Here is a 25,452-nt window from a genome sequence, read left to right as displayed (position 1 = left end):
GTCGGCACTCCGCGAGCCGGGCGGGGCGCGATCCGGCGGCCACGTGCCCGGGTCCGGCCCGCCGGGCCTGTCGGCGCGCTGGACTACCCTCGCCGCTGTGGCAGATCCGTCCAGTTATCGTCCGGCTCCGGGAACGATTCCCGATTCGCCGGGCGTCTACCGGTTCATCGATCCGCACGACCGGGTGATCTACGTCGGCAAGGCGAAGAGCCTTCGCTCCCGGCTCAACTCCTACTTCGCCGATCCGTCGTCGTTGCATCCCCGCACGCTCCGGATGGTGACCACCGCGGCGGCGGTCCGCTGGACCGTGGTGTCCACCGAGGTCGAGGCGCTGCAGCTGGAATACAACTGGATCAAGGAGTTCGACCCCCGGTTCAACGTCCGCTACCGCGACGACAAGAGCTACCCGGAACTCGCCGTGACCGTCGGCGAGGAGTTCCCCCGGCTCCAGGTGATGCGCGGCCCGCACCGCAAGGGCGTGCGGTACTTCGGCCCCTACGCCCACGCCTGGGCGATCCGGGAGACGCTGGATCTGTTGCTGCGGGTGTTCCCGGTGCGCACCTGCTCCGCCGGGGTCTTCAAGCGGTCGGGACAGATCGGCCGGCCGTGCCTGCTCGGCTACATCGGCAAGTGCTCAGCGCCCTGTGTCGGCCGGGTCTCCGCCGACGAGCACCGCGAGATCGTCGACGCCTTCTGCGACTTCATGTCGGGCAAGGCCGACCCACTGATCCGTCGACTGCAGCGGGAGATGACCGAGGCGGCTGCGGAACTGGACTTCGAGCGGGCCGCCCGGCTCCGCGACGACCTGGACGCGGTCCGCCGGGCGGTCGAGAAACAGGCGGTGGTGTTGGGCGACGGTACCGACGCCGACGTGATCGGGGTGGAATCGGACGATCTGCTCGCCTCGGTGCAGATCTTCCATGTCCGCGGTGGCCGGGTGCGTGGCCAGCGCGGGTGGATCGTCGACGTCGACGCCGACGCCGACGACACGGCGGACGACACCGACGAACACGACGCCGGCGATCCGGACCGGGTACCCGACGAGGACGGCGCCGGAAGGGACCCGGCCGCGGGCCGGGCGGCCGTCCTGATCGAGAACTTCCTGCTGCAGTTCTACGGCGACCGGTCCGGCACCGACGGCGGCGCCGTCGTCCCTCGGGAGATCCTGGTCCCCGCGCTGCCGGCGCAGCACGAGCAGCTCGCCGAGTGGCTGTCCGACCTCCGCGGCTCGCGGGTGTCGTTGCGGGTGCCACGGCGCGGCGACAAGCGGGCGCTGGCCGAAACGGTTCGGCGGAACGCGGCCGAGGCCCTGAACCAGCATCGGCTCAAGCGCGCCAGCGACCTCACCGCCAGGTCGGCCGCGCTCACCGAACTGGCCGCCACGCTGGGCATGGACAGCGCGCCGCTGCGGATCGAGTGCATCGACATCTCGCACGTGCAGGGCACCAATGTGGTCGCCTCGCTGGTGGTGTTCGAGGACGGGCTGCCCAAGCGCAGCGACTACCGCCGCTTCGCGATCAGGGACAAGCCCGGCGACGACGTCGCGTCCATCGCCGAGGTGGTCCGCCGGCGGTTCTCGCACGGGACGGCGATGCCTGCCGACCCCGTGGTGAGCGGCCCGCTGCGGGCCGATCCGGTGGACCATGAGCCGACCACCGACGACGGCGACCGCGCGCCCGGCGGCGCCGAGTTGCCGGGAGACCGTCCGGAGTCCGCCGGTCACCGTCCGCCGGGCATCGACCCGGACACCGGCCGACCCCGCCGCTTCGCCTATCCGCCGCAGTTGCTCGTGGTTGACGGCGGCGCACCGCAGGTGAACGCCGCATCGGCGGTACTCACCGACCTGGGCATCGCCGACATCACGGTCTGCGGCCTGGCGAAGAGACTGGAAGAGGTCTGGGTCCCAGGAGATGACGATCCGATCATCTTCCCGCGGACCAGTGAGGCGCTGTACCTGCTGCAGCGGCTGCGGGACGAGGCGCACCGGTTCGCCATCACCTACCACCGGCAGAAGCGCTCGAAGGCGATGACGGTCTCCGCGCTCGACGGGATCCCGGGCCTCGGCGACACCCGGCGGAAGGCACTGCTCCGGCGGTTCGGATCGGTCAAGAAGCTCCGCGCGGCCGGTGTGGATGAGGTCGCCGCCGTCCCGGGGATCGGACCGGCGACCGCCGCGGCCGTGGTTGCGGCCTTGTCGGCACCCGCCGGCGCCGATCCGTCCTGACCTTACGGAGCCACGAAACGCGTTGCCCTGACCGGGGTCCCGCCGTGCAGGCGACCGCGGAGCGGACCGGTGGGCAGACGTCTGTGGCAACAACGGGGTCAACCCGGCGGTTCCCCGATACGCTGGCCGGATCGAACCAGCAGTCGGAGGGGACATGACGGACCGGACGCAGCAGGACCATGACGTTCCGGGTTCCCGCCCGCATCCGGCTTCGGGCATCGAGGTGGCCATCGTCTCCGGGTTGTCCGGGGCCGGCCGGTCCACCGCCGCCAAGTGCCTGGAGGATCTCGGCTGGTTCGTGGTGGACAACCTGCCGCCGGAACTGATCGCCACCATGGTCGACCTGGGCGCCAGGGCCCGCGGCAGCGTCACCAGGATCGCGGTGGTGCTGGACGTCCGCTCCCGGGCCTTCACCGAGGACCTTGCGTCGGTGATCCGTGACCTGGATGCCCGCGGCTACCGGCCGCGGGTGTTGTTCCTGGAAGCGACCGACGCCGCCCTGATCCGCCGGTACGAGGCCAACCGGCGTCAGCACCCGCTGCAGGGGGAGGGCCGGATCTCCGACGGGCTCGCCGCCGAGCGGGCGTTGCTCGGCCCACTGCGGGCGGAAGCGGACGTGGTGATCGACACCTCCGACACCTCGGTGCACGATCTGCGGGCGCTGATCGAGAACGAGTTCACCTCGGCGCCGGTGTCGACCAACCTGACGGTGCTGTCGTTCGGCTACAAGTACGGACTGCCGCTGGACGCCGACCTGGTGATCGACATGCGCTTCCTGCCGAACCCGTTCTGGATCCCGGAGCTACGGGAGAAGACCGGGCTGGACCCCGAGGTGGCGGACTACGTGCTCACCCAGGAGGGCGCGGCCGAGTTCCTCGATCGGTACACCGAGCTGTTCGACCTGATCAGCGGCGGATACCGCCGTGAGGGCAAGCGCTATCTCACCGTCGCGGTCGGCTGCACCGGCGGCAAGCACCGCAGCGTCGCGATCGCCGAGGAACTCGGCCGACGACTCGGCCAGCAGCGGCAGACCGACGGCGATCGACCGACCGTGCGGGTGTCGCACCGCGATCTGGGCCGCGAATGACACGCCGTCCGAAGGTCGTGACCCTCGGCGGCGGGCACGGCCTGTACGCGATGCTCACCGCACTGCGCAGGCTCGACGCCGACGTCACCGCCGTGGTGACGGTGGCCGACGACGGCGGCTCGTCCGGCCGGTTGCGCCGGGACAACCCAGCGGTGCTGCCGCCGGGCGACCTGCGGATGGCGCTCGCCGCGCTGGCCGGTGACGACGAGCGCGGCTCGCTGTGGCAACGGACGTTCCAGCACCGGTTCACCGGCGAGGGAGCGCTGGCCGGCCACCCGGTCGGCAACCTGGTGCTGGTCGGGCTGTCGGACGTGCTCGGCGACATGGTGCCGGCGCTGGACGCGGCCGGCGCGATGCTGGGCTGTGTCGGGCGGGTACTGCCGATGGCCCGCACCCCGCTGACGATCGTCGGCGAGGTGTCCGGGCTCGACGACGACCCCGGCACGGTGAGCCGGATCCGCGGTCAGGTGGCGGTGGCGTCCACTCCGGGCCAGGTGCGGTCCGTCGCCCTCGAGCCGGCCGATGCGCCGGCCTGTCCGGAGGCGCTGCAGGCGATCGCGGACGCCGATCTGGTGACCCTGGGACCCGGGTCCTGGTTCACCAGCGTGCTCCCGCACCTGCTGGTGCCCGAACTCGCCGCGGCTTTGGTGGCCACCCCGGCCCGCCGTCTGGTGGTGTTGAACCTGGCCCCACAACCGGGCGAGACCGAGGGATTCTCCCCCGAGCAGCACCTGGAAGTACTCTCGTCGCACGCCCCGGAATTCCGGGTCGACACCGTTCTCGCGGACACCGCGGCGGTGCCGGTTCCCGGGCGGCTTGCGGCCGCCGCAGGGGCCCTCGGCGCACACCTCGAGTTGGCGGCGATCGCCGATCCGTCCGGGTCGGCCCGGCACGACCCGGTGGCGCTGTCAGAGGCGCTGGCCGGCGTCATCGCCGGACCACTGGCGGAGACGAAGAGAACGACAGCGGGGGAGACGCAACAGATGGCAACGGATGCCGGGCTTTCGGCCCGGGAAGACAAGGAGACGACCGGATGGCGATGACGTCCGCGGTCAAGGACGAGCTGAGCCGGGTGACCTCGACCGTGGATTCGTCCGGCGGACCGCCTCGACCGCTCAGGATCTCCGAACGCAAGGCCGAGGTGTCGACGATGCTCCGGTTCGCCGGTGGCCTGCACATCGTCGGTGGCCGGGTGGTGGTGGAGGCCGAGCTGGACACCGGATCGGTGGCCCGCCGGCTCCGCCGGGAGATCGGCGAGCTCTACGGCCAGACAGCCGACGTCCAGGTGCTCTCGCCGTCCGGAATCCGCAAGAGCACCAGATATGTGGTGCGGGTGGTGCAGGGCGGTGACGCGCTGGCCAGGCAGACCGGCCTGATCGACCAGCGGGGCCGGCCGGTGCGCGGGCTGCCGCCGCAGATCGTCGCCGGCACCGTCGGCGACGCGGTGGCCGCCTGGCGCGGTGCCTTCGAGGCTCATGGCTCGCTGACCGAGCCGGGCCGGTCGTCGTCGATGGAGATCACCTGCCCGGGGCCCGAGGCGGCGCTGGCACTGGTCGGCGCGGCCCGCCGGATGGGCGTGCAGACGAAGGCGAGGGAGGTTCGCGGCGCCGACCGGGTGGTGGTCCGCGACAGCGACGCCATCTCGGCCCTGCTCACCAGACTCGGCGCCCACACCTGCGTGCTGGCCTGGGAGGAACGCCGGATGCGCCGCGAGGTGCGGGCCACCGCGAACCGGCTGGCCAACTTCGATGACGCCAACCTGCGTCGGTCGGCCAGGGCGGCGGTGGCCGCAGCCGCGAGGGTCGAGCGCGCGCTGGAGATCCTCGGCTCGGAGGCCCCCGATCACCTGACCCAGGCCGGCCGACTGCGGATCGAACACGGGCAGGCGTCGCTGGAGGAACTCGGCCAGCTGGCCGATCCGCCGATGACCAAGGACGCCATCGCCGGCCGCATTCGCCGGCTGCTGACGATGGCCGACAAGCGGGCCCAGGACCAGGGCATCCCCGACACCGAGTCCGCCGTCACCGCCGACATGCTCGAGGCCTGACCCTGGCGCCCCGCGAGAGCCGTGGTGAGCCGCCGGGCTAGAGTGAAGGAGTCGTCCCCACCGCAGTGGGCGGTTTCACTTGATCGATCCGGAACGGGCACCCGTCCGCTACCGGAACCCCATCTTTCAGGAGGGTTGGCAGGCGTGACAGTGCGCGTAGGCATCAACGGATTCGGCCGGATCGGCCGCAACTTCTGGCGGGCATTGGACTCGCTGGATTACGACCTCGAGATCGTGGCGGTCAACGACCTGACCGACAACAAGACGCTCGCCCACCTGCTCAAGTACGACAGCATCCTCGGCAAGCTCCCGTACGAGGTGACCGCGTCCGAGGACGAGATCCTGGTCGACGGCAAGGGCTTCAAGGCACTCTCCGAGCGCGACCCCGCCGCCTTGCCCTGGGGAGACCTGGGCGTCGACATCGTCATCGAGTCGACCGGCATCTTCACCAAGGCGGAGGCCGCCCGCAAGCACGTCACCGCCGGCGCCAAGAAGGTCGTCATCTCCGCCCCGGCCACCGACGAGGACCTCACCGTGGTGATGGGCGTGAACGACGACGCCTACGACGGCAGTCAGACGATCATCTCGAACGCCTCCTGCACCACCAACTGCGTGGCGCCGATGGCCAAGGTGCTCAACGATGCGTTCGGCATCGAAAAGGGCCTGATGACGACCATCCACGCCTACACCAACGACCAGGTGATCCTGGACTTCCCGCACAAGGACCTGCGGCGCGCCCGGGCCGCCGCGCTGAACATCATCCCGACCTCGACGGGTGCCGCCAAGGCCACTGCGCTGGTTCTGCCGGAGCTCAAGGGCAAGCTGCACGGCTACGCCCTGCGGGTCCCGGTGCCGGACGGCAGCGTCACCGACCTGACCGTCGAGCTCAGCAAGTCGGTCACCGTCGAGGACGTGAACGGCGCCTTCGAAGCAGCCAGCAAGGAAGGCCCGCTGGCCGGCAAACTGGTCTACTCGACCGACCCGATCGTCTCCAGCGACATCGTCGGTTCGCCGGCGTCGTGCACCTTCGACTCGCCGCTCACCCTGCAGCTCGAGGGCAACCTGGTGAAGGTCGTCGGCTGGTACGACAACGAGTGGGGCTACTCGAACCGCCTGGTGGACTTCACCGCGCTGGTCGGCTCCAAGCTCTGAGCGCAATAGGCCGGGCCGGCATCTCGTCGGCCCGGCCTCGTTGCGTCGCCGGCCGGCACCTTCTGCCGGGTGGCCGGTGCACTCATTCCGAGCACCGCTGCTGACGCCACATCGACAGCATCGCCCGATCCATTTCCTCAGAGCCGCAAGGAGTTTCCGTGCAGACGCTCGACGACCTGCTGGCCGGCGACATCGCCGGCAAGACCGTACTGGTCCGCTCCGACCTGAACGTGCCGCTGGACGGCGACACCATCACCGACGACGGCCGGATTCGCGCCTCCATCCCGACGTTGCGGGCGCTCTGGACTGCCGGCGCCAAGGTAGTGGTGACCGCGCACCTTGGCCGGCCGGAGGGCAGGCCGGACGCCAAGTACTCGCTGGCTCCCGTCGCGCAGCGGCTGGCTGACCTGCTCGACGAACAAGGCGCCGAGGGCGAGGTCCGAAGCGTCGGCTTCGCCGGCGACCTGGTCGGCAGAGCGGCCAAGGATGCCGTCGCCGATCTGCAGTCCGGCGACGTGCTGCTGCTGGAGAACGTGCGGTTCGACCCGCGGGAAACGTCCAAGGACGACGCCGAGCGGGCGGCTCTCGCCGACGATCTGGCCGCACTCGTCGGCCCGGACGCGGCGTTTGTTTCCGATGGGTTCGGGGTGGTGCACCGCAAGCAGGCCTCGGTCTACGACGTCGCTCAGAAGCTGCCGCACTACGCCGGCTACCTGGTCTCCGAGGAGACCGCTGTGCTGCGCAAGCTGACCACCGACCCGGACCGGCCGTACATCGTGATCCTCGGTGGGGCAAAGGTTTCCGACAAGCTCGGCGTCATCAAGGCGCTGTTGGAGCAGGTCGATCAGGTGCTGATCGGCGGCGGCATGGCCTACACCTTCCTCAAGGCCGAGGGCAAGGAGGTCGGCGACTCGCTGTTGCAGGAAGACATGGTCAAGACCTGCGGCGATCTGCTCGACGAATACGGCAGCAAGATCGTGCTGCCGAACGACCTGGTGGTGGCCGACGCCTTCGCCGAGGACGCGAACACCAAGGTGGTGTTTGCCGGCGAGATCGAGGCCGGCTGGCAGGGCCTGGACATCGGGCCGGACACCAGGGCCACCTTCGCCCGGATCATCGGCGAAGCGGCGACCGTGTTCTGGAACGGCCCGGTCGGCGTCTTCGAGATGGCACCGTTCGCCGAAGGGACGAAGGCCGTCGCGCAGGCCATCGCCGATTCGACTGCGTTCTCGGTGGTCGGCGGCGGCGACTCCGCAGCCGCCGTCCGGCAACTCGGCATCGACGAGGCCGGCTTCACCCACATCTCGACCGGCGGCGGAGCGTCGCTGGAATACCTGGAGGGCAAGGAATTGCCCGGACTGGCGGTACTCGACTGATGGCGCGCAAGAACTCCGGCGACGACACCTGGACCGGCCCTGGCCGGCAGCCGTTGATCGCCGGCAACTGGAAGATGAATCTCAACCACCTGGAGGCCATCGCCACGGTGCAGAAGATCGCCTTCACCCTGCCGGAGAAGTACTACGCCAAGGTCGAGGTCGCGGTGCTCCCGCCGTTCACCGATCTACGCAGCATTCAGACGCTGATCGACGGCGACAAGCTGAGGATCAGGCTCGGCGCCCAGGATCTGTCCCCGCACCCGGCCGGTGCTTACACCGGCGACATCGCCGGCTCGATGCTGGCCAAGCTGGGGGTGCGGTTCGTCACCGTCGGGCACTCCGAGCGCCGGGAGTACCACGCCGAGACCGACGACCTGGTGGGCGACAAGGCCGCGGCCGCTCTGGCGAACGGGATCACCCCGATCCTGTGCGTCGGTGAGGGACTCGAGGACCGCGAGGCCGGTATCCAGATCGATCACGCCGTCAATCAGCTGCTGCGTGCGCTCGATACCTTCACGGCCGAGCAGGCGGCAGGCCTGGTGCTCGCCTACGAACCGATCTGGGCCATCGGCACCGGCCGGGTGGCCACCGCGGCCGACGCCCAGGAGGTGTGCGGGGCACTGCGGGCAGCACTGGCACAGAAATACTCGCCCGAGGTGGCCGCGGCCGTCCGGATCCTGTACGGCGGCAGTGTCAAGGCCGGCAACGTGGCGGAGATCATCGCGCAGCCCGACATCGACGGTGCCCTGGTCGGCGGGGCCAGCCTGGACGCCACCGAGTTCGCCACCCTGGCCGCGAACGCGGTCGGTGTGCTGGCCTGACCGATTCCACCGGGTAGACTCCGTCGAGCCCGCCGTCGCGCGGGTCCGGCACCTCGGACCTGGCCGCTGGGCCGCAACCGCTCGACTCGAACACGCTAGGCGACTATGAGACTCGTACTCAACATCTTGCTCGTGATCACCAGCCTCGCGCTGATGGCGTTGATCCTGCTGCACCGCGGCAAGGGTGGCGGCCTCTCGTCGATGTTCGGCGGTGGCATGCAGTCCGCGCTGTCCGGTTCGTCCGTGGTCGAGAAGAACCTCGACCGGCTGACGTTGTTCACCGCGACCATCTGGACAATCTGCATCGTCGGCGTCGGGTTGCTGATCAAGTTCGACGTCGGCTGATCCGCCGGGCGGGCTGACCGGCCCGATCAGAGCGTCTTGAGCATCCTGGTGTTGCCAAGGGTGTTCGGCTTCACGTACGGCAGTTCCAGGAACTCGGCGACCCCACGGTCGTAGCTGGACCGCAGCTCGGCCAGCGCCTCGGCGTTCAGGTCCAGTTCGCCGATCCGCCGGAAGCCCAGCGCGGCGAAGAACATCACCTCGAAGGTCAACACGAACAGCCGCGCGACACCCATCCGCCGCGCCTCGTCGATCAGCGCAGCGGACAGGGTGCGGCCGATGCCCCGGCCGCGGAACACCGGATCGGTGGCCAGCGTGCGCAGCTCGGCGAGGTCCTCCCACAGCACGTGCAGGGCGCCACAGCCGACAACCGTCCCGTCCACCTCGGCCACCCAGAACTCGGTCAGCGACTCGTAGAGGTTGACCAGCGTCTTCTCCAGCAGAATCTCGCCGGCGTAGTGGTCGATCAGCGACTTGATGCGCGGAACGTCCGCCACCTCGGCGCGGCGCACCAGCACCGCCGCGGCCGGAGCCTGGGCAGCCGGGGTGACGGCCTGGGCGGCCGCGGCCGGAGCCTGGGCTGCGGCCTCGGCTCCGGGGGTCGCGGAACTGGCGGACGGGGGTGACGAGGGTGCGGTGCTCACCCGAGCAGCGTAATGAGGAACCTGTGCGCCGCGGTCGATAGGCTGGCCAACGTGTCCAGCGCTCCGACGGTTTCCCTGATCACCATGGGCTGTGCCCGCAACGAGGTCGACTCGTCGGAGATCGCCGGCCGGCTGGCCGCCGGCGGCTTCCGGCTGCTGACCGAGCAGGCGGACGGGGACGCCGGCCAGGAGCCGGCCGACATCGTGGTGGTCAACACCTGCGCATTCGTCGCCAGCGCCAAGAAGGACTCGATCGACACCGTGCTGGCGGCCGCCGACACCGGCGCCAAGGTGGTGGCCGTCGGCTGTCTGGCCGAGCGGTACGGGCAGGAACTGGCCGCGGCGCTGCCGGAGGCCGATGCGGTGCTGGGCTTCGATTCCTATCCCGAGCTGGCCGCCCTGCTGGGCGACGTGCTGGACGGCCACGCGCCGGCGCCGCACGTCCCGGTCGACCGGCGAACCTTGCTGCCGATCTCCCCGGTGTCCAGACCGGCGGCGGCGGCCGGCATCTCGGTGCCGGGGCACGGCGGGGCGGCGCCCACCGGGCTGGCCGCTGGTCCGCTGCTCACCAGGACCCTGCTCCAGTCCGGCCCGGTCGCACCGCTGAAGATCGCCTCCGGCTGCGACCGCCGCTGCACCTTCTGTGCCATTCCGGCGTTCCGGGGTTCGTTCGTTTCCCGTCAGCCGCAGGAGATCCTCACCGAGGCCCATTGGTTGGCCGAGCAGGGCATCCGGGAGATCGTCCTGGTCAGCGAGAACTCCACCTCCTACGGCAAGGATCTGCCCGGCGACCGACCGCTGGAGGATCTGCTGGTGGCGCTGTCCGGGGTGCGGGGGATCGATCGGGTCCGGCTCAGCTATCTGCAGCCGGCGGAGACGAAACCCTCGCTGCTGCAGACCATTGCCGGCACCGAACGGGTCGCCGACTATTTCGACATGTCGTTCCAGCACGCGTCCGAACCGGTGCTGCGGCGGATGCGCCGGTTCGGTTCGGTCCAGGGCTTCCTCGGGCTCACCGAACAGATCCGCGCCGTCGCCCCCGAAGCAGGTATCCGCTCGAACGTCATCGTCGGATTCCCCGGCGAGACAGCGGCGGACCTCGAGGCCCTGGAACAGTTCCTGATCGGTGCCAGGTTGGACGCCGTCGGCGTCTTCGGCTACTCGGACGAGGACGGAACCGGCGCCTTCGACCTGCCCGACAAGATCGACGACGACGAGATCGACGAACGGGTCGAGCGGATCACCGCCCTGGTGGAGGAGCTGTCCGCGCAGCGAGCGGAGGACCGCGTCGGCACCCGGATCGAAGTGCTGATCGACGAGATCGACGACCAGGACGGTGGACGGACCGTCGTCGGCCGGGGAGCGCACCAGGCACCCGAGGTGGATGGCAGTACCACGTTGACGGATGCCGACGGGTTGGAGCTGGGCGACCTGGTACTGGCCACGGTGATCGACACCGACGGCATCGACCTGATCGCCCGACCGACCCGGGTGCTGCCCAGGAGTACCCCATGACGGACCCGAAGCCGGGCAGCTACGTCCCGGTCTCGCTGGTGAACCTGCCGAACGCGCTGACGGTGCTGCGGCTGATCCTGGTGCCCGTCTTCCTGCTGTGTCTGTTCAACCTCGGCGGACACAACGACGGCTGGCGCTGGGTGGCCGGCGCGGTGTTCGCGGTGGCTGCCATCACCGACCGGTATGACGGCCGAATCGCCCGCAAGCGCGGCCAGGTCACCGACTTCGGCCGGATCGCCGACCCGATCGCGGACAAGGCGCTGACCGGCTCGGCGTTGGTCGGACTGTCCATGCTCGGCGACCTGCCGTGGTGGGTGACGCTACTCATCCTGGTCCGCGAGATCGGCATCACCGTGATGCGATTCGCGATCCTGCGGTACGGGGTGATCGCGGCCAGCCCGGGCGGCAAACTCAAGACTCTGGTGCAGGTGGTGGCCATCGGCCTGTACGTGCTGCCATTGCCGGATCAGATCGACTGGTTGCGGATCGGGCTGATGGGGCTGGCGCTACTGCTGACCATCGGCACCGGGATCGACTATCTGATCCGGGCACTCGCCCTGGTGTCCAGGGGCCGGTCGACGAACGCACCGCCCGCGGCGTCCTGAGACGCGGTGGATGCGGTGACCGACAACCCCTTCGACGCGCTGCTCGGCGGCGGCCGGCTGGCCGCCCTGATCGACGAGCTGACCGCCGCCCGGCTGACGGTCGCCACCGCCGAGTCGCTGACCGGCGGCCTGTTGACCGCTGCGCTCACCTCGGTGCCGGGATCCAGCGCGGTGGTCCGCGGCGGCCTGGTGGTCTACGCCACCGACCTCAAACACACCCTGGCCGGTGTCGATCCCGGGCTGCTGGCCGCGCACGGTCCCGTGCATCCCGAGGTGGCGGCCGCGCTGGCCGACGGCGCGCGGCGATCCTGCGATGCGCTGATCGGCGTCGGCCTGACTGGGGTGGCCGGGCCCGACGCCCAGGGTGGGGTGTCGCCGGGAACCTGGTTCGTGGCGGCCGCCGGACCTGCCGGCCTGCTGACGGCGCAGGGGTCGGGCGGGGTCGGCGCGTCCGACGATGAGACCGACGATGCGGCGGGCGCCATCGCCGGCGGCGGCGACGCCTCACCGACCCTCACCCGGCACCGGATCCGGATCGCCGCGGTGAACGCGGCGTTGACGTTGCTCCGGGAACACTGCGCGGTCGGGCGACGTTGAGCAGATACGAGTACACCAACGTGCCGCCCGTCGGTCACGACACCGGTCGGGCATCCGTCGCGATGTCGATACGGCGGAGTAGGTTGGCGACACACCAATCGGATCGACCGGCCGCCAGGCCATCGGCCAGGGAGGAAGAGCCTCGTGTTGCTGCGAGACGCCTTGGGGGAGACCCTGCGCGATGCCCGGACCCGCCAGAACCGCACCTTGCGTGACGTGTCGACGGCGGCCAACGTGTCGCTCGGTTACCTGTCCGAGGTGGAGCGCGGCCGCAAGGAGGCCTCCAGCGAGTTGCTCGCCTCCATTTGCGACGCGCTGGACATCGAACTCGCGGAGGTGCTGGACACCGTGAGCGAGACCATCAGGCTGGACACCGTGCCGGTCAGGGCGGAGCTGACCGCCAACTCGGTTAAGGCGCAGAACCGCCGGCCGATGCCCTACGGCCTGGACAAGGCCCTTGGCGACAAGGTGAGCGTCGGCGACCGGCATTTCGGCCGGTCGACGAACCTGCAGCCCACCCCAGCTCAGCCGGCTGCCGCCCGTCAGCTGCGGATCGTGCTGCCGTACGGACGGGCCGAGGCGCCGGTCAACTGATCCCGGCATCCGGGTAACGTCATCGCCGAGAGCGGCCCCGCTGCGCCGCCCGCGATGCGCTGTGGAAAGGTGCCCCGACCGTGGATCTGCTGGCCGAATCGACCGAACTAGCGAACGACCTGATCGCCCTGCGGCGGAAGCTTCATGCGATCCCCGAAGTCGGCCTGCAGCTGCCGGTCACCCAGCAGGCGTTGCTCGCCGAGATCGAGAGTCTGGGCCTGGAGATCACCACCGGAACCGCGGTGTCGTCGATCACCGCGGTGCTGCGTGGCGGGAAGAACCCCGGCGACGGACCGGTCGTGCTGCTGCGCGGTGACATGGACGCCCTCCCGGTGGTGGAGAAGACCGGTGAGCCGTTCGCCCCCGCCCGCGATTCGGCCCACGGCGACGCGATGCATGCCTGCGGCCACGACCTGCACATGTCCGGCCTGGTCGGCGCCGCCCGGCTGCTGACGGCCCACCGCGATGAGCTTCCCGGCGACGTGGTCTTCATGTTCCAACCCGGCGAAGAGGGCTTCGACGGCGCGAGCTACATGCTCGACGAGGGGATCCTGGACGCGGCCGGCCGGCGGGTGGACGCCGCGTACGGGCTGCACGTGTTCTCCGGCTACTTCGCCAAGGGTCAGGTCACCGCCCGGCCAGGTCCGTTGATGGCCGCCTCCGGTGGCCTGCACGTCCGGGTGATCGGTGCCGGCGGCCACGGCAGCGCGCCACACTCGTCGAAGGATCCGATCCCGGCGGCGGCCGAAATGGTCGGCGCTCTGCAGACCCTGGTGACCCGCACCATCAACGTCTTCGACCCCGTGGTGATCACCGTCGGCAGCTTCCACGCCGGCACCAAGCGCAACATCATTCCGGACGAGGCGGTCTTCGAGGCCACCGTCCGATCGTTCTCGAAGAGCAACGCCGAGCAGATCGCGACCGATGCGGTGCGACTGTGCGAGAGCATCGGCGCCGCGTACGGGCTGACGGTCGAGGCGACGTTCGAGGGGGAATACCCGCTCACCGTCAACAACGACGCCGAGTACGAGTTCGCCGCGACCACTGCCCGCGAACTGCTGGGCGCCGACCGGTTCGCCGAGCTCGCCGATCCGTTGACCGGTTCCGAGGACTTCTCCCGGGTGCTGGACGAGGTGCCGGGTGCCTACCTGTTCGTCGGTGCTCCGAAGTTGGATCTGGCCGTGTCGGCGACCAACCATTCGCCGCTGGCTGCCTTCGACGATTCGGTGATCCCGGACTGCGCTGCGCTGCTGGCCGAACTGGCGGTACGCCGGCTCAACCGCGGCTGACGCACTACCGCGTCAGACCCAAGGTCTCGCTCCGCGGGCGCCTCATACCGCGATCGGGGCCTTGATCAGCGGGTGCGGGTCGTAGCCCAGCACCTGGATGTCGGCGTACTCGACGGCGTCCAGATCCTCGACGTGGTCGGCGATCTGCAGTGTCGGAAGCGCTCGCGGCTCCCGGGTGAGCTGGAGCTTCGCCTGCTCGAAGTGGTTCGCGTACAGGTGTGCGTCACCCAGGGTGTGCACGAAGTCGCCGGGCTGTAGCCCGACCACCTTGGCGACCAGGTGCACCAACAGCGCGTACGAAGCGATGTTGAACGGCACGCCGAGGAACACGTCAGCCGACCGCTGGTAGAGCTGGCAGCTGAGCTTCCCGTCGGCCACGTAGAACTGGAACATGGTGTGGCACGGCGGGAGTGCCATCTCCGAGACCTCGGCGACATTCCAGGCCGACACGATGTGCCGCCGCGAGTCCGGGTTGGTCCGCAGCGAGTGCAGCAGCCCGGCGATCTGATCGACGTGCCCGCCATCCGGGGTCGGCCAGCTGCGCCATTGGTGCCCGTAGACCGGACCGAGTTCGCCGTCGGGGCCGGCCCACTCGTCCCAGATGGTGACGCCTCGTTCCTGCAGCCAGTGCACGTTCGTCGAGCCGCGCAGGAACCACAACAACTCGACGATCACCGACCTCAGATGAACCTTCTTGGTGGTGACCACCGGGAAGCCGGCGGACAGGTCGAAGCGCATCTGGTGCCCGAAAATGCTCCGGGTTCCGGTGCCGGTGCGGTCGGACTTGTCGGTGCCCTCGGTGAGGATGCGATCCATCAGATCCAGGTACTGCTGCATGTCTTCAGCTTAGGCGGGCAGGCCGTCAGCCGAGCTGCCGGTCGAGGTAGCACCAGCGCCACTTCTCGCCCGGCTCGAAGCTACGCATCACCGGGTGATCGGTCTGCTCGAAGTGCCGGGTCGCGTGCCGGCCGACCGAGGAGTCGCAGCAGCCGACGTTGCCGCAGTTCAGGCAGAGCCGCAGGTGAACGGGTTTGGTGCCCTCACGCTCGCAGTCCAGACAGCCGGCCGAGAGTGCCTCGGTACCGGTCGGTGCCTTGTCCAGATGCTCACATGACTTTTGGGCGATGGGTTCGGCGATGACTTCCGCGTCGATGGATGCTGACCGTCGCGCGACCGCGGCGAGCATCGACTCCTCGACGTCGAGAGTGGCCAGCACCGAGCCGAGAACCTCCTGGTCGACGCGGCCGTCATTGCGCATCTCCAGCACGGTCTGCCGCTCCACTCCCAGGGCGTACAGCCGCAGCCGGCTGTACTCGTCGGCCGGGGTCTCGTCGGGTGATGCCGCACCGAGCCGTTCCCAGATCCGGTCGGAGCGCTGCCGGATGCGGGTAGCCAGCTCCTCGCGGACGTCGTCGTCGATGTCCGGGAGCTTGTCAAGGGCCGCCAGGGCCCGGTCGCCGGCCACCTCCAGCACGGTCGCGGTGGCCAGCGCGTCCTGCCGGGCGTTGGGACCTTGCACACCGAGCCGGCGGACCAACAGCGGCAGCGTGGTCCCTTGCAAGATCAGGGTTCCGGCCGTCACCACCAGCGCGGCCAGCTCCAGTACCGGCCGGTAGGGCGTGTCCTCGGGCAGCAGGAACGCGGCGGCCAGCGTCACCACGCCGCGCATCCCGGCCCAGCCGATGATCAGCGTCCACTGCAGCGGCGGCCGGTCCTGCCCGTTGCCGTTCCGGCGGCGGAACAGCACGAACCGGCCGAGCGTCACCCACACCATCCGGACCACGATCACCGTGATCAGCACGGCCGCGCAGCACCAGATCACCGTCAGCGCGGTCACGCCGGATCGGGCGACGTCGTCGATGATCCACCTGGCCTGCAGTCCGATCAGCAGGAAAACGGTGTTCTCCAACAGGAACTGCACCGTCGTCCAGTTGGTCCGCTCGGTCATCCTGGACTGTGCAGTCTGCACCACCTGGGACTTGTGCCCGAGCAGCAGTCCGGCGGTGACCACCGCGATCACCCCGGACGAGTGCGCGGCCTCGGCCGGGACGTAGGCCGCCCAGGGAATGATGAAGGAGATCGCGGTGTCGGCGACCGGGTCGGTGATCCGTCGGCGGACCCAGGTGGCGATGGCGGCGATCACCACGCCGATGACGATGCCGCCGACCAGGGCCAGCAGGAAGCTGGCGCCGATCTTGTTGATGGTGGTGGCGCCGGCCATCGCGGCGATGCCGGCCCGCAGGCAGGTGATGGCGGTGGCGTCGTTGACCAGCGATTCGCCCTCCAGGATCGACACCAGCGCGCGCGGCAGTCCGACCTTGCGGGCCACCGCGGATGCCGCCACTGCGTCGGGCGGCGCTACCACCGCACCGAGGGCGAAGGCGACGGCGAACGGCACCGGCAGGATGAGCCAGACCACCAGGCCGACCACCGCCGCGGTGACCAGCACCAACAGCACCGACAGGTACCCGATCACCCTGATGTTGTTGCGGAAGTCGATCACCGAGGTGCGGATCGCGGTCGAGTAGAGCAAGGGCGGCAGCAGCCCGAGCAGCACAACTTCTGCGTCCAAATGGAAATCGGGAATGAAGGGCAGGAAGGAACCGATGATGCCTACCAGCATCAGCAGCAGCGGGCCGGAGATGCCCAGCCGACGGGCGAGTTGATCGAACACCACGACGGTCAGCGCCATCGCACCGACGGCTAAGGCTATGTCCACCGCGTTATCGTCACATGGAGCCGCCGAATTCCTGTGCTGCGGGCAGCCGGCGGAAGGCGCACCGACGGGCAGGTTCGACGGATCGGGAGGTCGGGATGACGAGCAGGAAAGCGCGCCCGTCCGACGTGGCGGACATCGCGTTGGCCCTGCCGGGGGTGACGCACGAGCCGTCCTGGGGGGACAAGCCGTCCTTCAAGGTGGCCGGCCGGGCCTTCGTCATCTACCGCGGCCCGCGCAAGGACGCGCTGGACGCTGACGGGCACGAGCTCCAGGACGTCATCGTCATCACCTGCAGCGCCGACGACAAGCAGTCGCTGGTGGCCGACGATTCGCCGTTCTTCACCACCGATCACTTCAACGGCTACAACGCGGTGCTGGTCAGGGAGTCGCAGTTGCCGTTGTTGACCCGCGACGAGTTGGCCGAGGTGATCACCGACGGATGGCTCTTGCGGGCGCCGAAGAAGCTGTCCAAGCCGTGGCTGGCCGAGCGCGGAGCCGACTGAACCGGAGGCGTCGGACGATCCGGCTCAGATCACCCTGAGCTTGATCGTCTCCGGCATCGACCGCAGCCGCGCCGGGACCGCGTCCGGCAACTCGGCGACATCTGTCACCACATACCCGTTGTGCCCCAATGTATTGAGTACCTGACCCTCGATGTTGACGCCGTTGTCGGCGAACACCCGGTTCACCTGCGCCAATACGCCGGGGGTGTTCACGTGGAACAGGACGAGCCGCCGGTCGCCCGGTCGCTGGGGAAGCGCGAGCGACGGGAGATTGACGCTGAGCGTCGTGGTCCCGTTCTGCACGAAGTCGCGGAGCTTGGTGGCCACGAAGCGCCCGATGTCCTCCTGGGCCTCCTCGGTGGAGCCGCCGATGTGCGGGGTGAGGATCACGTTGGGGATCTTCTGCAGCGGCGAGCTGAAGGCGTCGCCGCGCTTCTTCGGCTCGTCCGGGAAGACGTCGACGGCGGCGCCGGCGATGTGCCCGGAGCGCAGCTGCTCGGCCAGCGCGTCGTAGTCGACGACGAAGCCGCGGGACAGGTTGAGGAACAGCGAGCGGGCACGCATCCGGGCGAACTGTTCGGGCCCGAAGAACCCGGCGTTGCCGGCCCGGCCGTCGACGTGCAAGGTGACCACCTCGGCGATGTCGAGCAGTTCGCCGAGGGAGGAACAACGCTTGGCGTTGCCCATCGCGAGTTTGTCCGCGGTGTCGTAGAAGAACACCTGCATGCCCAACGCCTCGGCCACCACCGACAGCTGCGAGCCGATGTTGCCGTAGCCGACGATGCCGAGCCGGCGTCCGCGGATCTCGTGGCTGCCACTGGCCTGTTTGTCCCAGATGCCGTGGTGCAGCGCGGTGTCCTTCTCGGTGAGCCGGCGGGCCATCGTGATGATCTCGGCGGTGGCGAGCTCGACCACCGACCTGGTATTGGAGAACGGCGCGTTGAACGCCACCACTCCGCGTTCGGCGGCAGCGGCCAGGTCGATCTGGTTGGTGCCGATGCAGAACGCGCCGATGGCCTCCAGCTCGGGCGCCGACTCGAGCACCCGGCGGGTCACCTCGGTCTTGGACCGGATCCCGAGCAGGTGCGTTCCCGGCAGCGCCTCGATCAGCTCGTCCTCGTCCAGCGCACCGGAACGGGATTCGATGTCGAAGCCCGCCTCGGTCAGCAGGTCGACGGCCAACGGATGGATGGTCTCCAACAGCAGTGCCTTCACCCGGACATCGTTCCAGGTGTCCCGACGTCGCCCGCTCGCAGGGCGTCAACCGGGCGCGCATGCCGGCTGACGGGGCTCACACCGCCCGGTTCACGGAACCATCGGATGACTCGGACGAGTGCACCGGCGACGGCACCATCGCAGCGCCGACCCTGATGTCGATCGTCGGCCGCTGGGCCGGGTCGAGCCACTGCAGCAGCGTCAGCAACTCGCCCTGATCGATCGACACGCACCCGGCGGTCGCCGAGCCGGTGCCGACGTGCAGGAAGAAGGCGGATCCCTTGCCCGGGATCCGGGCCGGGTTGTAGGCGAAGTTGACCGCGTAGTTGTAGGCGCTGCCAGTGGTGTAAAGGTTCTCGCTGGCGCCGCCCGGACTGTCGTCCCGCCGGATGTGCAGGTTGTAGGTCGGCGATGCCGGGTTCTCGTCCCACCAGTCACGCAGGTCGGTGGCGAAATACGGCAGTCGGGTGTCGGGGTCGGCGAGCCGGCCGAATGCCTGGTCCAGCAGGAAGGTGCCGGCCGGGGTGTACTCCGAGCCTTCCCTGGCGGGTCCGATCCCTCTGGCGCCCACCCTGGCCGGGATCGGGCCGAGGACCTTGACCCACGATCGGTCCTCCCGCTGCTGCCAGGCGCTGAGGACGGCATGGCTGGAGCCTGCCTCGGTAGCCGCGACGGTGATCAGTTGCCGGCCGACCGCGTCGGGCGACACCGATGGCGTCGTCGATGCTGCCGTCGAGGCCGAGGCGACGGGACCGGCGGCACAGGTCACCGCGGTGACCACCAGCATCGAGACGAGCACCATGGTGCCGGACGGACGCCTCCGCAGGCGCGTCGTCGCTCCGTGGACCGTCGTCACCATCCGAGCTCCTTCGTCGGCGTCGATGCCTGCACCGACGATCGTGGTTCGCTGGTACCGGCGAACGTGACTGACGACCCGAGAGGATCCCGAGTGCGACCTGCGAAAGATCCGCTGGCCTCGCGCGTCGTGCAGACCTTACGCGCCGCCGGGTGCGTGTTCGCCGAGGACGAGGCGTCCGTGTTGATCGATGCCGCGGCGGATTCCGACCAGCTGTGGGCGATGGTCGAGCAGCGGGTGGCCGGGTTCCCGTTGGAACCGATCGTCGGGTACGCCGACTTCTGCGGCCTGCGGGTCCTGGTCGAGCCGGGCGTCTTCGTGCCCCGCCGCCGCAGCGGATTCCTGGTGCAGCGGGCGGTCTCACTGGTCGCGCCGGCCGGTGGGGTGACCGGTCCGGCATCGATCGTGGTGGTGGACCTGTGCTGTGGAACCGGCGCGCTCGGCCTGGCGATCGCGGCAGCCTTGGCGCCGCGCACGGTCGAGTTGCATGCCGCCGACGTCGAGGAGGCCGCGGTTCGTTGCGCCCGGCGCAATCTGGAGCCGGTCGGCGGTGCGGTGCACAGCGGCGATCTGTTCGAGCCGCTGCCGCCGGAGCTGCGTGGGCGGGTCGACCTGTTGTCGGCCAACGCCCCGTACGTTCCGACGGCCGCCATCGACCTGATGCCGCGGGAGGCCCGCCTGTTCGAACCGCTGGTCACCCTCGACGGCGGCGCCGACGGGGTGGACGTGCACCGCCGACTGGCGGCCGCCGCCCGGGACTGGTTGGCGCCGGGCGGATCGATCCTCATCGAAACCAGCGGCCGGCAGGCCGGAGCGACGGCGGAGGCGGTGTCCGGCAACGGGTTACGGGTGTCCGTCGCCAGCTCCGCGGAGTGGGACTGCACCGTGGTGGCCGGCACCAGGACCAGCTGAACGCGGGCGGCAGATCAGTTGATCTGCTGTCGCCAGTCGGCCGGGACTTTTCCGGCGGGCCCGGGCGCCGGCTGGTCCGCCGGGTGGGCGAGTGGCGGAGCGAGCGCCGGACCGTCCAGGTACTCCTGGGTCGCAGCGTTCCAGAACCAGTCCTCGCCGGGTTCGAAGCTGCGCAGGATCTGGTGTCCGGGGGTGCGGGCGTGCGCCGAGGCATGTTGCGAGGGTGAGCTGTCGCAGCAGCCGATGCGCCCGCACTGGGCGCAGCGCCGCAGGTGCACCCACCAGCCCGGGCCGTCGCCGGCCAGGCAGTCGGCACACCCGGTACCGCTGGGGACAGCCTGCGGATCGATGCCCTCGATCGTCGTCATGTCGTTCAAAATACGCTGCTGCACCTGCGGCGACGGCAGTACGGTTCTCCCGATGACCGGGCAGGCGCCACCGGACCAATTGCTGCTCAACAGCTCGAGAGGCCGTTGGGTGCTGCTGGCAACGGTGCTCGGGTCCGGCCTTGCCGGTATCGACGCCACCGTCGTCAACATCGCCCTGCCGGCGATCGGCCGTGACCTCGGTGCCGGATTCGGCGGACTGCAGTGGACGATCAACGGCTACACCCTGACGTTGGCCGCATTCATCCTGCTCGGCGGATCGCTCGGCGACCGGTACGGCCGGCGGCGGGTGTTCGAGATCGGGGTGGTGTGGTTCGCGCTGGCGTCGGCGTTGTGCGCGGCGGCGCCGAACGTGCAGCTGCTGATCGCCGCGCGAGCCCTACAAGGCGTGGGCGGGGCGCTGCTGACGCCCGGCAGCCTGGCGATCATCTCGGCCACCTTCTCGCCGGACGACCGGTCGAGGGCGATCGGCGCCTGGTCCGGGTTCGGCGGGATCGCCAGCGCGGTGGGTCCGTTCCTCGGTGGCTACCTGGTCGGTGGCCCCGGCTGGCGTTGGATCTTCCTGATCAACCTCCCACTGGCGGTCGCTGTCCTGCTGATCTCTCACCGGCACGTGCCGGAGACCCGCAACCCGGCCGCGATCCCACAGCTCGATCTGCCCGGCGCGGCGCTGGGGGCGGTGGGGTTGGGGGCGCTCACCTACGCCCTGATCGGGCTCGGTGACGGCTGGTCGGCCGGCGTCATCGGCTTCGGTGTTGTCGGTGTGCTCGCGCTGGTTGCGTTCGTCATCGTCGAACGACGCAGTCGGCACCCGATGTTGCCGCCGAAGCTCTTCGCCAACAGGCAGTTCACCGGAGCCAACGTCTACACCTTCGTCGTCTACGCGGCCCTCAGCGGGGTGATGTTCTTCCTGGTGGTGACGCTTCAGGTGGTCGCCGGGATGTCGCCGATGTTGTCCGGGGCGGCGCTGCTGCCGGTCACCATCGTCATGCTGGGGTTGTCGTCCTACACCGGGGCACTGGCCGGCCGGATCGGGCCGCGATTGCCGATGACGGCAGGGCCGTTGTTGGCCGCGGCCGGGGTGCTGCTGATGTTGCGGATCGGACCGGATGCCTCGTATCTCGGCGACGTGCTGCCCGCCGTCACCGTGTTCGGCCTGGGCCTCGCGTTGCTGGTCGCTCCGCTCACCACCACGGTGCTGGCCGCCGCGTCCACCGACAACGCCGGCATCGCCTCCGGGGTGAACAATGCGGTCGCCCGCGCCGCCGGCCTGCTCGCGGTGGCGGTGCTGCCGGTGATCGCCGGGATCACCGGCGACGACTACGAGCAACCGGTGACCTTTCTGGCCGGCTTCCGGATCGCCATGCTCGGCTGCGCCGGGCTGTTGGTGGCGGGTGGGGCGATCGCCATCACCGTCATCCGCAACGGCCGGCCGGTGCACACCGACCGGCCCGTGCACTGCGATCTCGACGGTCCGCCGATCGCGGCCAGCTGGTCGGAGCGCCCGGCGCCGGAGAACTCGGCGGGCTAACCGGCGCTGCCGGCGATATTGACCATCCAGGCGACACCGAATCGATCGGTGCACATGCCGAAGGTGTCGCCCCAGGGCGCCTTCTCCAGCGGCACGGTGACCGATCCGCCGTCGGCCAGCTTGTCCCAGTAGCCACGCAGTTCCGACTCGTCGTCGCCGCTGAGCGAGACGGTGATGTTGTTGCCCGCCGTGAGTTCCATCGAACTAGGGGTATCTGCACCCATCAGGGTCAGGCCGTTCGGCGCGGTCAGCATGCCGTGCATGATCTTGTCGCCGTCGGCCGGGTCGTCGGCCATCTGGGAGTCACCGAAGGTGTTCAGGGTCAGCTCGCCGCCGAACACCCCCTGGTAGAACTCCATCGCGGGCTTCGCCGTGTCGCGGAAGCTGAGGTACGGGTTGAGGAGCGTCATGGGATCGACCGTCCTTGCATCGTTGGGGTGGGTCCATCATCGGCCTGCAGAGCGGGGTCGGCAAGGTCGCCCGACGTGTTCACCGACGCTCCAGCAGAACCGCGACCTCCTGGTGCGCGGTCTGCGGGAACATGTCGAACAGCCTGGCCTGCCGCGGCCGCAGGGACGGCATCCTGGCCAGGTCGGCAGCCAGCGACGTGACGTTGCAGCTGGAGTAGATGAGATGACCGGCCGAACCGTGCTCCAACTTCTCGGCCAACGCGGCACCGATGCCACGGCGGGGTGGATTGACGATCACCAGGTCGGCGTCGACCTCTGGTTGTCCGCCCGCGTCGGCCGCCTCGAAGGTGAACCTGGCCGGATCCGGCAGCGCCAGCGCGCTGTCCCGGGCGCCGGCCGCCGCGTCCGCGGAGACCTCGATGCCACGCACGCTGCGGGCCGAGGCCGGCGCGCAGTGCAGGGCGAAGCCCCCGACACCGCAATACAGATCCAGCACCGAGCCGGGCGAGATCTCGTCCGCCCAGCCGGCGGCCTGGCGGTACAGACCGGCCGCGACCGCCGTGTTGGTCTGGAAGAAGCTGCGCGGCGGCAGGTGCAGGGTCAGGTCGTTGATCCGCATCGGCAGCGTCGCGCGGTCGCTCAGGACGATCTCGTCGGCGCCCTCCAGCACCGCCTTGTGTTCGGGATGCAGATTGACCGAGACCACGGCGAGCCCGGGCAGCGCCTGGCGCAGGCCGGGCAGACCGTCTCGGATCGCCGGTAGCTGACGGGTCGAGCGCACCACGAAACGCACCATCAGCTCGTCCTCGGGAGAAACCGTGACGATCAGGTACTTGAGCTCACCGCTCCGCCGCGCGACGTCATAGGGCGCCAGGCCCATTGCCGCGATGGCGTCGGCGAGCAGTGGGAAGGCGGCGAGCAGCCCGGGCTCGCAGATTCCGCAGCGACGCAGGTCGATGCCCTGGAAGTCGCGTCCCAGAATGCCGATCGTCGGGTTCACGGCTGTGCCGCCGACCGCCCACTTGGCCTTGTTCCGGTAGCCGGATTCGCTGCTGGCGAATGGTTCTGCCCACCGCACGTCGGCGGCCACCTCGGCCAGTGCAGCGCGGGCGTTCGCCTGTTTGTCGGCCAGCTGCCGGGCGTACGGCACTTCCATCAAGGTGCACGAGCGGCACCGGCCGGCGGAGAAGTAGTCGCACTGCACCGGGTCAGCGTAGGCGGAGCGCTCGTGCCCGGCGCCGATTGCGGGGGTGCGATCAGCCGGGGCCGCCGGCCGACACCTCGCCGATGGCGACATCCAGGATCGACAGGCCCTCGGCCAGCTCGTCCTCGGTCGCCGTCAGCGGGGGAGCGATCCGGAAGGTGCCGCCCATCCCGCGCAACTGCACGACGTTCATGTGCAGGCCGAGCTGCAGGCATCGGCGGGTGATCCGCGAGGCGAGTTCATCGGTGCCCTGCTCGGACTCGTTGTCCCGCACCAGCTCGATGCCCTGCAACAGGCCCCGGCCGCGGACGTCACCGATCACCGGGTGGCGCTGCTGCAACGACAGCAGCCCGGAGCGCAGCACCGCGCCGAGATGACGGGCCCGCTCTGCCATCCGGCCTTCGATCAGCACGTCGAGGACGGTGTTGCCGACGGCGGCCACCAGTGGATCGGACACGTGTGTGGTGAAGAACAGGAAGCCCTTGCGGTGCGCCTGCTCCTCGATCTCGGAGCTGGTCACCACGGCGGCCAGCGGCAGTCCGGCGCCGAGCGTCTTCGACAGGGTGAGGATGTCCGGCAGCACACCGTCGCGTTCGAACGCGTACCAGTCGCCGGTGCGGCACAGCCCAGTCTGCGCCTCGTCGAAGATCAGCAGCATGCCTCGTTCGCGGCATTTCCCTTGCAGCGCAGCGAAATAGCCGACCGGCGGCTCGATGATGCCGCCGGAGGACAGGATCGGCTCGACGATGCAGGCGGCCAGGCTGCCGGTCGACTGGGCGTCGACGAGATCGAAGGCATGGTCAAGTTGCCGGCGCCAGTCCAGCTCCCCGTTGGCGTCGACGAAGTCGGGGCGATAGGCGTTGGGCACGCTGATCACCAGGTTCCCCGGTGCGTTCGGGCCGTAGCCGACCCGGCCGGCGGAGTAGGTGGCGGCGGCGGCGGCCTGCGTCATCCCGTGCCAGGAACGGGTGAAGGCAACCACCTCGTGCCGGCCGGTGACCAGCTTGGCCATCCGGATCGCCGCCTCGTTGGACTCGGCGCCGGTGCTGAGCAGCAGCACCTTCTCCAGCGGCTCCGGCAGGGTGCCGGCGAGTCTTCGGGCGAGGTCGACCACCGGCCGGGAGAGCATGCCGCTGAACAGGTGATCGAGGGTGCCGATCTGGTGCCGGACGGTGCGCACGATCGCCGGATGGGAATGCCCGAGGATGGCACTCATCTGACCAGAGGTGAAGTCCAGGATGCGCCGGTCATCGGCCGTGTACAGGTAGCTGCCCTCGGCGCGCTCGATGATCTCCGGGGTGAACGGGCCGCCGTAGCGCACCAGATGCCGGTCGACGTCGGTCCAGAACTCGGCGGTGTCGGTCTCGGCGGTGTCGGACTCGGCGGCACCGACGTCATGCGGCCGGTTCTGCAGGGTGGTCAT

Annotated in this window: 25 protein-coding genes; 16 read left to right on the top strand and 9 right to left on the bottom strand. The window is 69.7% G+C overall.

Annotation, left to right across the window (positions count from 1 at the left end; genetic code table 11):
• Window positions 1-97 precede the first annotated feature (97 nt).
• From uvrC to secG, 8 genes are all read left to right on the top strand, one after another.
• Entirely contained in the window at window positions 98-2,224 is a 2,127-nt protein-coding gene (gene uvrC / locus K340_RS27480; RefSeq protein WP_037362665.1) for an excinuclease ABC subunit UvrC, read from the top strand.
• Between the two features lie 154 nt (window positions 2,225-2,378).
• The gene (rapZ, locus tag K340_RS0104675) at window positions 2,379-3,311 is read left to right on the top strand and encodes an RNase adapter RapZ (RefSeq protein ID WP_051265060.1); all 933 of its coding nucleotides are present in this window, start codon (window positions 2,379-2,381) and stop codon (window positions 3,309-3,311) included.
• On the top strand, window positions 3,308-4,354 hold the full coding sequence (locus tag K340_RS27475) for a gluconeogenesis factor YvcK family protein (protein ID WP_084614047.1): 1,047 nt from the start codon (window positions 3,308-3,310) through the stop codon (window positions 4,352-4,354). The genes rapZ and K340_RS27475 overlap by 4 nt, the downstream gene beginning before the upstream one ends.
• Window positions 4,345-5,358, top strand: a complete 1,014-nt coding sequence (gene whiA / locus K340_RS0104665; RefSeq protein WP_029135866.1) for a DNA-binding protein WhiA — start codon at window positions 4,345-4,347, stop codon at window positions 5,356-5,358. The genes K340_RS27475 and whiA overlap by 10 nt, the downstream gene beginning before the upstream one ends.
• A gap of 144 nt (window positions 5,359-5,502) precedes the next feature.
• Window positions 5,503-6,510 (top strand): type I glyceraldehyde-3-phosphate dehydrogenase, encoded by a 1,008-nt coding sequence (gene gap / locus K340_RS0104660; RefSeq protein WP_029135865.1) that lies wholly within the window; start codon window positions 5,503-5,505, stop codon window positions 6,508-6,510.
• 158 nt (window positions 6,511-6,668) lie between these two features.
• Window positions 6,669-7,886 carry a phosphoglycerate kinase gene (locus K340_RS0104655; RefSeq protein ID WP_029135864.1) on the top strand — a complete coding sequence of 406 codons (1,218 nt, stop codon included), beginning with the start codon at window positions 6,669-6,671 and terminating at the stop codon, window positions 7,884-7,886.
• A complete protein-coding gene (gene tpiA / locus K340_RS0104650; protein ID WP_051265059.1) occupies window positions 7,886-8,707 on the top strand; it encodes a triose-phosphate isomerase in 822 nt (273 codons plus the stop codon). Before K340_RS0104655 ends, tpiA begins: the two co-directional genes overlap by 1 nt.
• Window positions 8,708-8,812: 105 nt before the next feature.
• Window positions 8,813-9,052 carry a preprotein translocase subunit SecG gene (gene secG, locus K340_RS0104645; RefSeq protein WP_029135862.1) on the top strand — a complete coding sequence of 80 codons (240 nt, stop codon included), beginning with the start codon at window positions 8,813-8,815 and terminating at the stop codon, window positions 9,050-9,052.
• A gap of 26 nt (window positions 9,053-9,078) precedes the next feature.
• Here the strand turns inward: secG and K340_RS35690 are convergent, their stop codons facing one another.
• On the bottom strand, window positions 9,079-9,693 hold the full coding sequence (locus K340_RS35690) for an amino-acid N-acetyltransferase (protein WP_154674075.1): 615 nt from the start codon (window positions 9,691-9,693) through the stop codon (window positions 9,079-9,081).
• A gap of 12 nt (window positions 9,694-9,705) precedes the next feature.
• On the opposite strand from K340_RS35690, the gene rimO reads away from it, so the two are divergent.
• The 5 genes from rimO (at window position 9,706) to K340_RS0104615 (ending at window position 14,293) form a co-directional block, all read left to right on the top strand.
• Window positions 9,706-11,208, top strand: coding sequence for a 30S ribosomal protein S12 methylthiotransferase RimO (gene rimO, locus K340_RS0104635; protein ID WP_084614046.1), 1,503 nt, complete (start codon window positions 9,706-9,708; stop codon window positions 11,206-11,208).
• Window positions 11,205-11,813 (top strand): CDP-diacylglycerol--glycerol-3-phosphate 3-phosphatidyltransferase, encoded by a 609-nt coding sequence (pgsA, locus tag K340_RS0104630; RefSeq protein WP_029135860.1) that lies wholly within the window; start codon window positions 11,205-11,207, stop codon window positions 11,811-11,813. Before rimO ends, pgsA begins: the two co-directional genes overlap by 4 nt.
• 39 nt (window positions 11,814-11,852) lie before the next feature.
• Window positions 11,853-12,410, top strand: coding sequence for a CinA family protein (locus tag K340_RS0104625; RefSeq protein WP_029135859.1), 558 nt, complete (start codon window positions 11,853-11,855; stop codon window positions 12,408-12,410).
• Between the two features lie 144 nt (window positions 12,411-12,554).
• Entirely contained in the window at window positions 12,555-13,004 is a 450-nt protein-coding gene (locus K340_RS37235) for a helix-turn-helix domain-containing protein (RefSeq protein ID WP_211229263.1), read from the top strand.
• Between the two features lie 80 nt (window positions 13,005-13,084).
• The gene (locus K340_RS0104615; RefSeq protein WP_029135858.1) at window positions 13,085-14,293 is read left to right on the top strand and encodes a M20 metallopeptidase family protein; all 1,209 of its coding nucleotides are present in this window, start codon (window positions 13,085-13,087) and stop codon (window positions 14,291-14,293) included.
• Between the two features lie 42 nt (window positions 14,294-14,335).
• On the opposite strand, the gene K340_RS0104610 is transcribed toward K340_RS0104615, so the two are convergent.
• Both K340_RS0104610 and K340_RS0104605 read right to left on the bottom strand, forming a co-directional pair.
• Window positions 14,336-15,130, bottom strand: a complete 795-nt coding sequence (locus tag K340_RS0104610) for a thymidylate synthase (protein WP_029135857.1) — start codon at window positions 15,128-15,130, stop codon at window positions 14,336-14,338.
• A gap of 25 nt (window positions 15,131-15,155) precedes the next feature.
• On the bottom strand, window positions 15,156-17,012 hold the full coding sequence (locus K340_RS0104605) for a Na+/H+ antiporter (RefSeq protein WP_029135856.1): 1,857 nt from the start codon (window positions 17,010-17,012) through the stop codon (window positions 15,156-15,158).
• 95 nt (window positions 17,013-17,107) lie between these two features.
• On the opposite strand from K340_RS0104605, the gene K340_RS0104600 reads away from it, so the two are divergent.
• Complete coding sequence (locus tag K340_RS0104600) at window positions 17,108-17,515, top strand: MmcQ/YjbR family DNA-binding protein (RefSeq protein WP_029135855.1); 408 nt, start codon at window positions 17,108-17,110, stop codon at window positions 17,513-17,515.
• Window positions 17,516-17,539: 24 nt separating this feature from the next.
• Here K340_RS0104600 and serA read toward each other — a convergent pair whose 3' ends face one another.
• Both serA and K340_RS35685 read right to left on the bottom strand, forming a co-directional pair.
• On the bottom strand, window positions 17,540-18,730 hold the full coding sequence (gene serA / locus K340_RS0104595) for a phosphoglycerate dehydrogenase (protein ID WP_029135854.1): 1,191 nt from the start codon (window positions 18,728-18,730) through the stop codon (window positions 17,540-17,542).
• 76 nt (window positions 18,731-18,806) lie between these two features.
• The gene (locus K340_RS35685) at window positions 18,807-19,589 is read right to left on the bottom strand and encodes a L,D-transpeptidase family protein (RefSeq protein WP_154674074.1); all 783 of its coding nucleotides are present in this window, start codon (window positions 19,587-19,589) and stop codon (window positions 18,807-18,809) included.
• 90 nt (window positions 19,590-19,679) lie between these two features.
• Here K340_RS35685 and K340_RS0104585 point away from each other — a divergent pair, with 90 nt between their 5' ends.
• Window positions 19,680-20,498, top strand: coding sequence for a putative protein N(5)-glutamine methyltransferase (locus K340_RS0104585; RefSeq protein ID WP_029135853.1), 819 nt, complete (start codon window positions 19,680-19,682; stop codon window positions 20,496-20,498).
• Window positions 20,499-20,512: 14 nt separating this feature from the next.
• On the opposite strand, the gene K340_RS0104580 is transcribed toward K340_RS0104585, so the two are convergent.
• Window positions 20,513-20,866 (bottom strand): UBP-type zinc finger domain-containing protein, encoded by a 354-nt coding sequence (locus tag K340_RS0104580; RefSeq protein WP_029135852.1) that lies wholly within the window; start codon window positions 20,864-20,866, stop codon window positions 20,513-20,515.
• A gap of 52 nt (window positions 20,867-20,918) precedes the next feature.
• Here K340_RS0104580 and K340_RS27455 point away from each other — a divergent pair, with 52 nt between their 5' ends.
• Window positions 20,919-22,415: an MFS transporter gene (locus tag K340_RS27455; RefSeq protein ID WP_051265201.1), complete on the top strand. Its 1,497-nt coding sequence runs from the start codon at window positions 20,919-20,921 to the stop codon at window positions 22,413-22,415.
• On the opposite strand, the gene K340_RS0104570 is transcribed toward K340_RS27455, so the two are convergent.
• The 3 genes from K340_RS0104570 to K340_RS0104560 form a co-directional block, all read right to left on the bottom strand.
• On the bottom strand, window positions 22,412-22,825 hold the full coding sequence (locus K340_RS0104570; RefSeq protein WP_029135851.1) for a VOC family protein: 414 nt from the start codon (window positions 22,823-22,825) through the stop codon (window positions 22,412-22,414). The two genes, K340_RS27455 and K340_RS0104570, sit on opposite strands and share 4 nt — an antisense overlap.
• Before the next feature lie 79 nt (window positions 22,826-22,904).
• Complete coding sequence (locus K340_RS0104565; RefSeq protein ID WP_029135850.1) at window positions 22,905-24,029, bottom strand: methyltransferase domain-containing protein; 1,125 nt, start codon at window positions 24,027-24,029, stop codon at window positions 22,905-22,907.
• Window positions 24,030-24,081: 52 nt separating this feature from the next.
• Complete coding sequence (locus tag K340_RS0104560) at window positions 24,082-25,452, bottom strand: aspartate aminotransferase family protein (protein WP_084614042.1); 1,371 nt, start codon at window positions 25,450-25,452, stop codon at window positions 24,082-24,084.

It is taken from the genome of Nakamurella lactea DSM 19367 (assembly GCF_000426645.1).
In the GTDB taxonomy this organism is placed as follows: Bacteria; Actinomycetota; Actinomycetes; order Mycobacteriales; family Nakamurellaceae; genus Nakamurella; species Nakamurella lactea.
The sequence above is the reverse complement of the archived record's forward strand: the minus strand, read 5'-3'. Positions and strand labels throughout refer to the sequence as shown.

What these genes read in the sequence shown, in the direction of transcription:
- K340_RS27455 (WP_051265201.1), top strand. Translation starts at nt 20,919, where the DNA reads ATGACCGGGCAGGCGCCACCGGACCAATTGCTGCTCAACAGCTCGAGA.
- K340_RS0104580 (WP_029135852.1), bottom strand. Translation starts at nt 20,866, where the DNA reads ATGACGACGATCGAGGGCATCGATCCGCAGGCTGTCCCCAGCGGTACC.
- K340_RS0104610 (WP_029135857.1), bottom strand. Translation starts at nt 15,130, where the DNA reads ATGCAGCAGTACCTGGATCTGATGGATCGCATCCTCACCGAGGGCACC.
- rapZ (WP_051265060.1), top strand. Translation starts at nt 2,379, where the DNA reads ATGACGGACCGGACGCAGCAGGACCATGACGTTCCGGGTTCCCGCCCG.
- K340_RS35685 (WP_154674074.1), bottom strand. Translation starts at nt 19,589, where the DNA reads ATGGTGACGACGGTCCACGGAGCGACGACGCGCCTGCGGAGGCGTCCG.
- whiA (WP_029135866.1), top strand. Translation starts at nt 4,345, where the DNA reads ATGGCGATGACGTCCGCGGTCAAGGACGAGCTGAGCCGGGTGACCTCG.
- K340_RS0104600 (WP_029135855.1), top strand. Translation starts at nt 17,108, where the DNA reads ATGACGAGCAGGAAAGCGCGCCCGTCCGACGTGGCGGACATCGCGTTG.
- rimO (WP_084614046.1), top strand. Translation starts at nt 9,706, where the DNA reads ATGAGGAACCTGTGCGCCGCGGTCGATAGGCTGGCCAACGTGTCCAGC.
- K340_RS27475 (WP_084614047.1), top strand. Translation starts at nt 3,308, where the DNA reads ATGACACGCCGTCCGAAGGTCGTGACCCTCGGCGGCGGGCACGGCCTG.
- tpiA (WP_051265059.1), top strand. Translation starts at nt 7,886, where the DNA reads ATGGCGCGCAAGAACTCCGGCGACGACACCTGGACCGGCCCTGGCCGG.
- secG (WP_029135862.1), top strand. Translation starts at nt 8,813, where the DNA reads ATGAGACTCGTACTCAACATCTTGCTCGTGATCACCAGCCTCGCGCTG.
- K340_RS0104570 (WP_029135851.1), bottom strand. Translation starts at nt 22,825, where the DNA reads ATGACGCTCCTCAACCCGTACCTCAGCTTCCGCGACACGGCGAAGCCC.
- pgsA (WP_029135860.1), top strand. Translation starts at nt 11,205, where the DNA reads ATGACGGACCCGAAGCCGGGCAGCTACGTCCCGGTCTCGCTGGTGAAC.
- K340_RS0104560 (WP_084614042.1), bottom strand. Translation starts at nt 25,452, where the DNA reads ATGACCACCCTGCAGAACCGGCCGCATGACGTCGGTGCCGCCGAGTCC.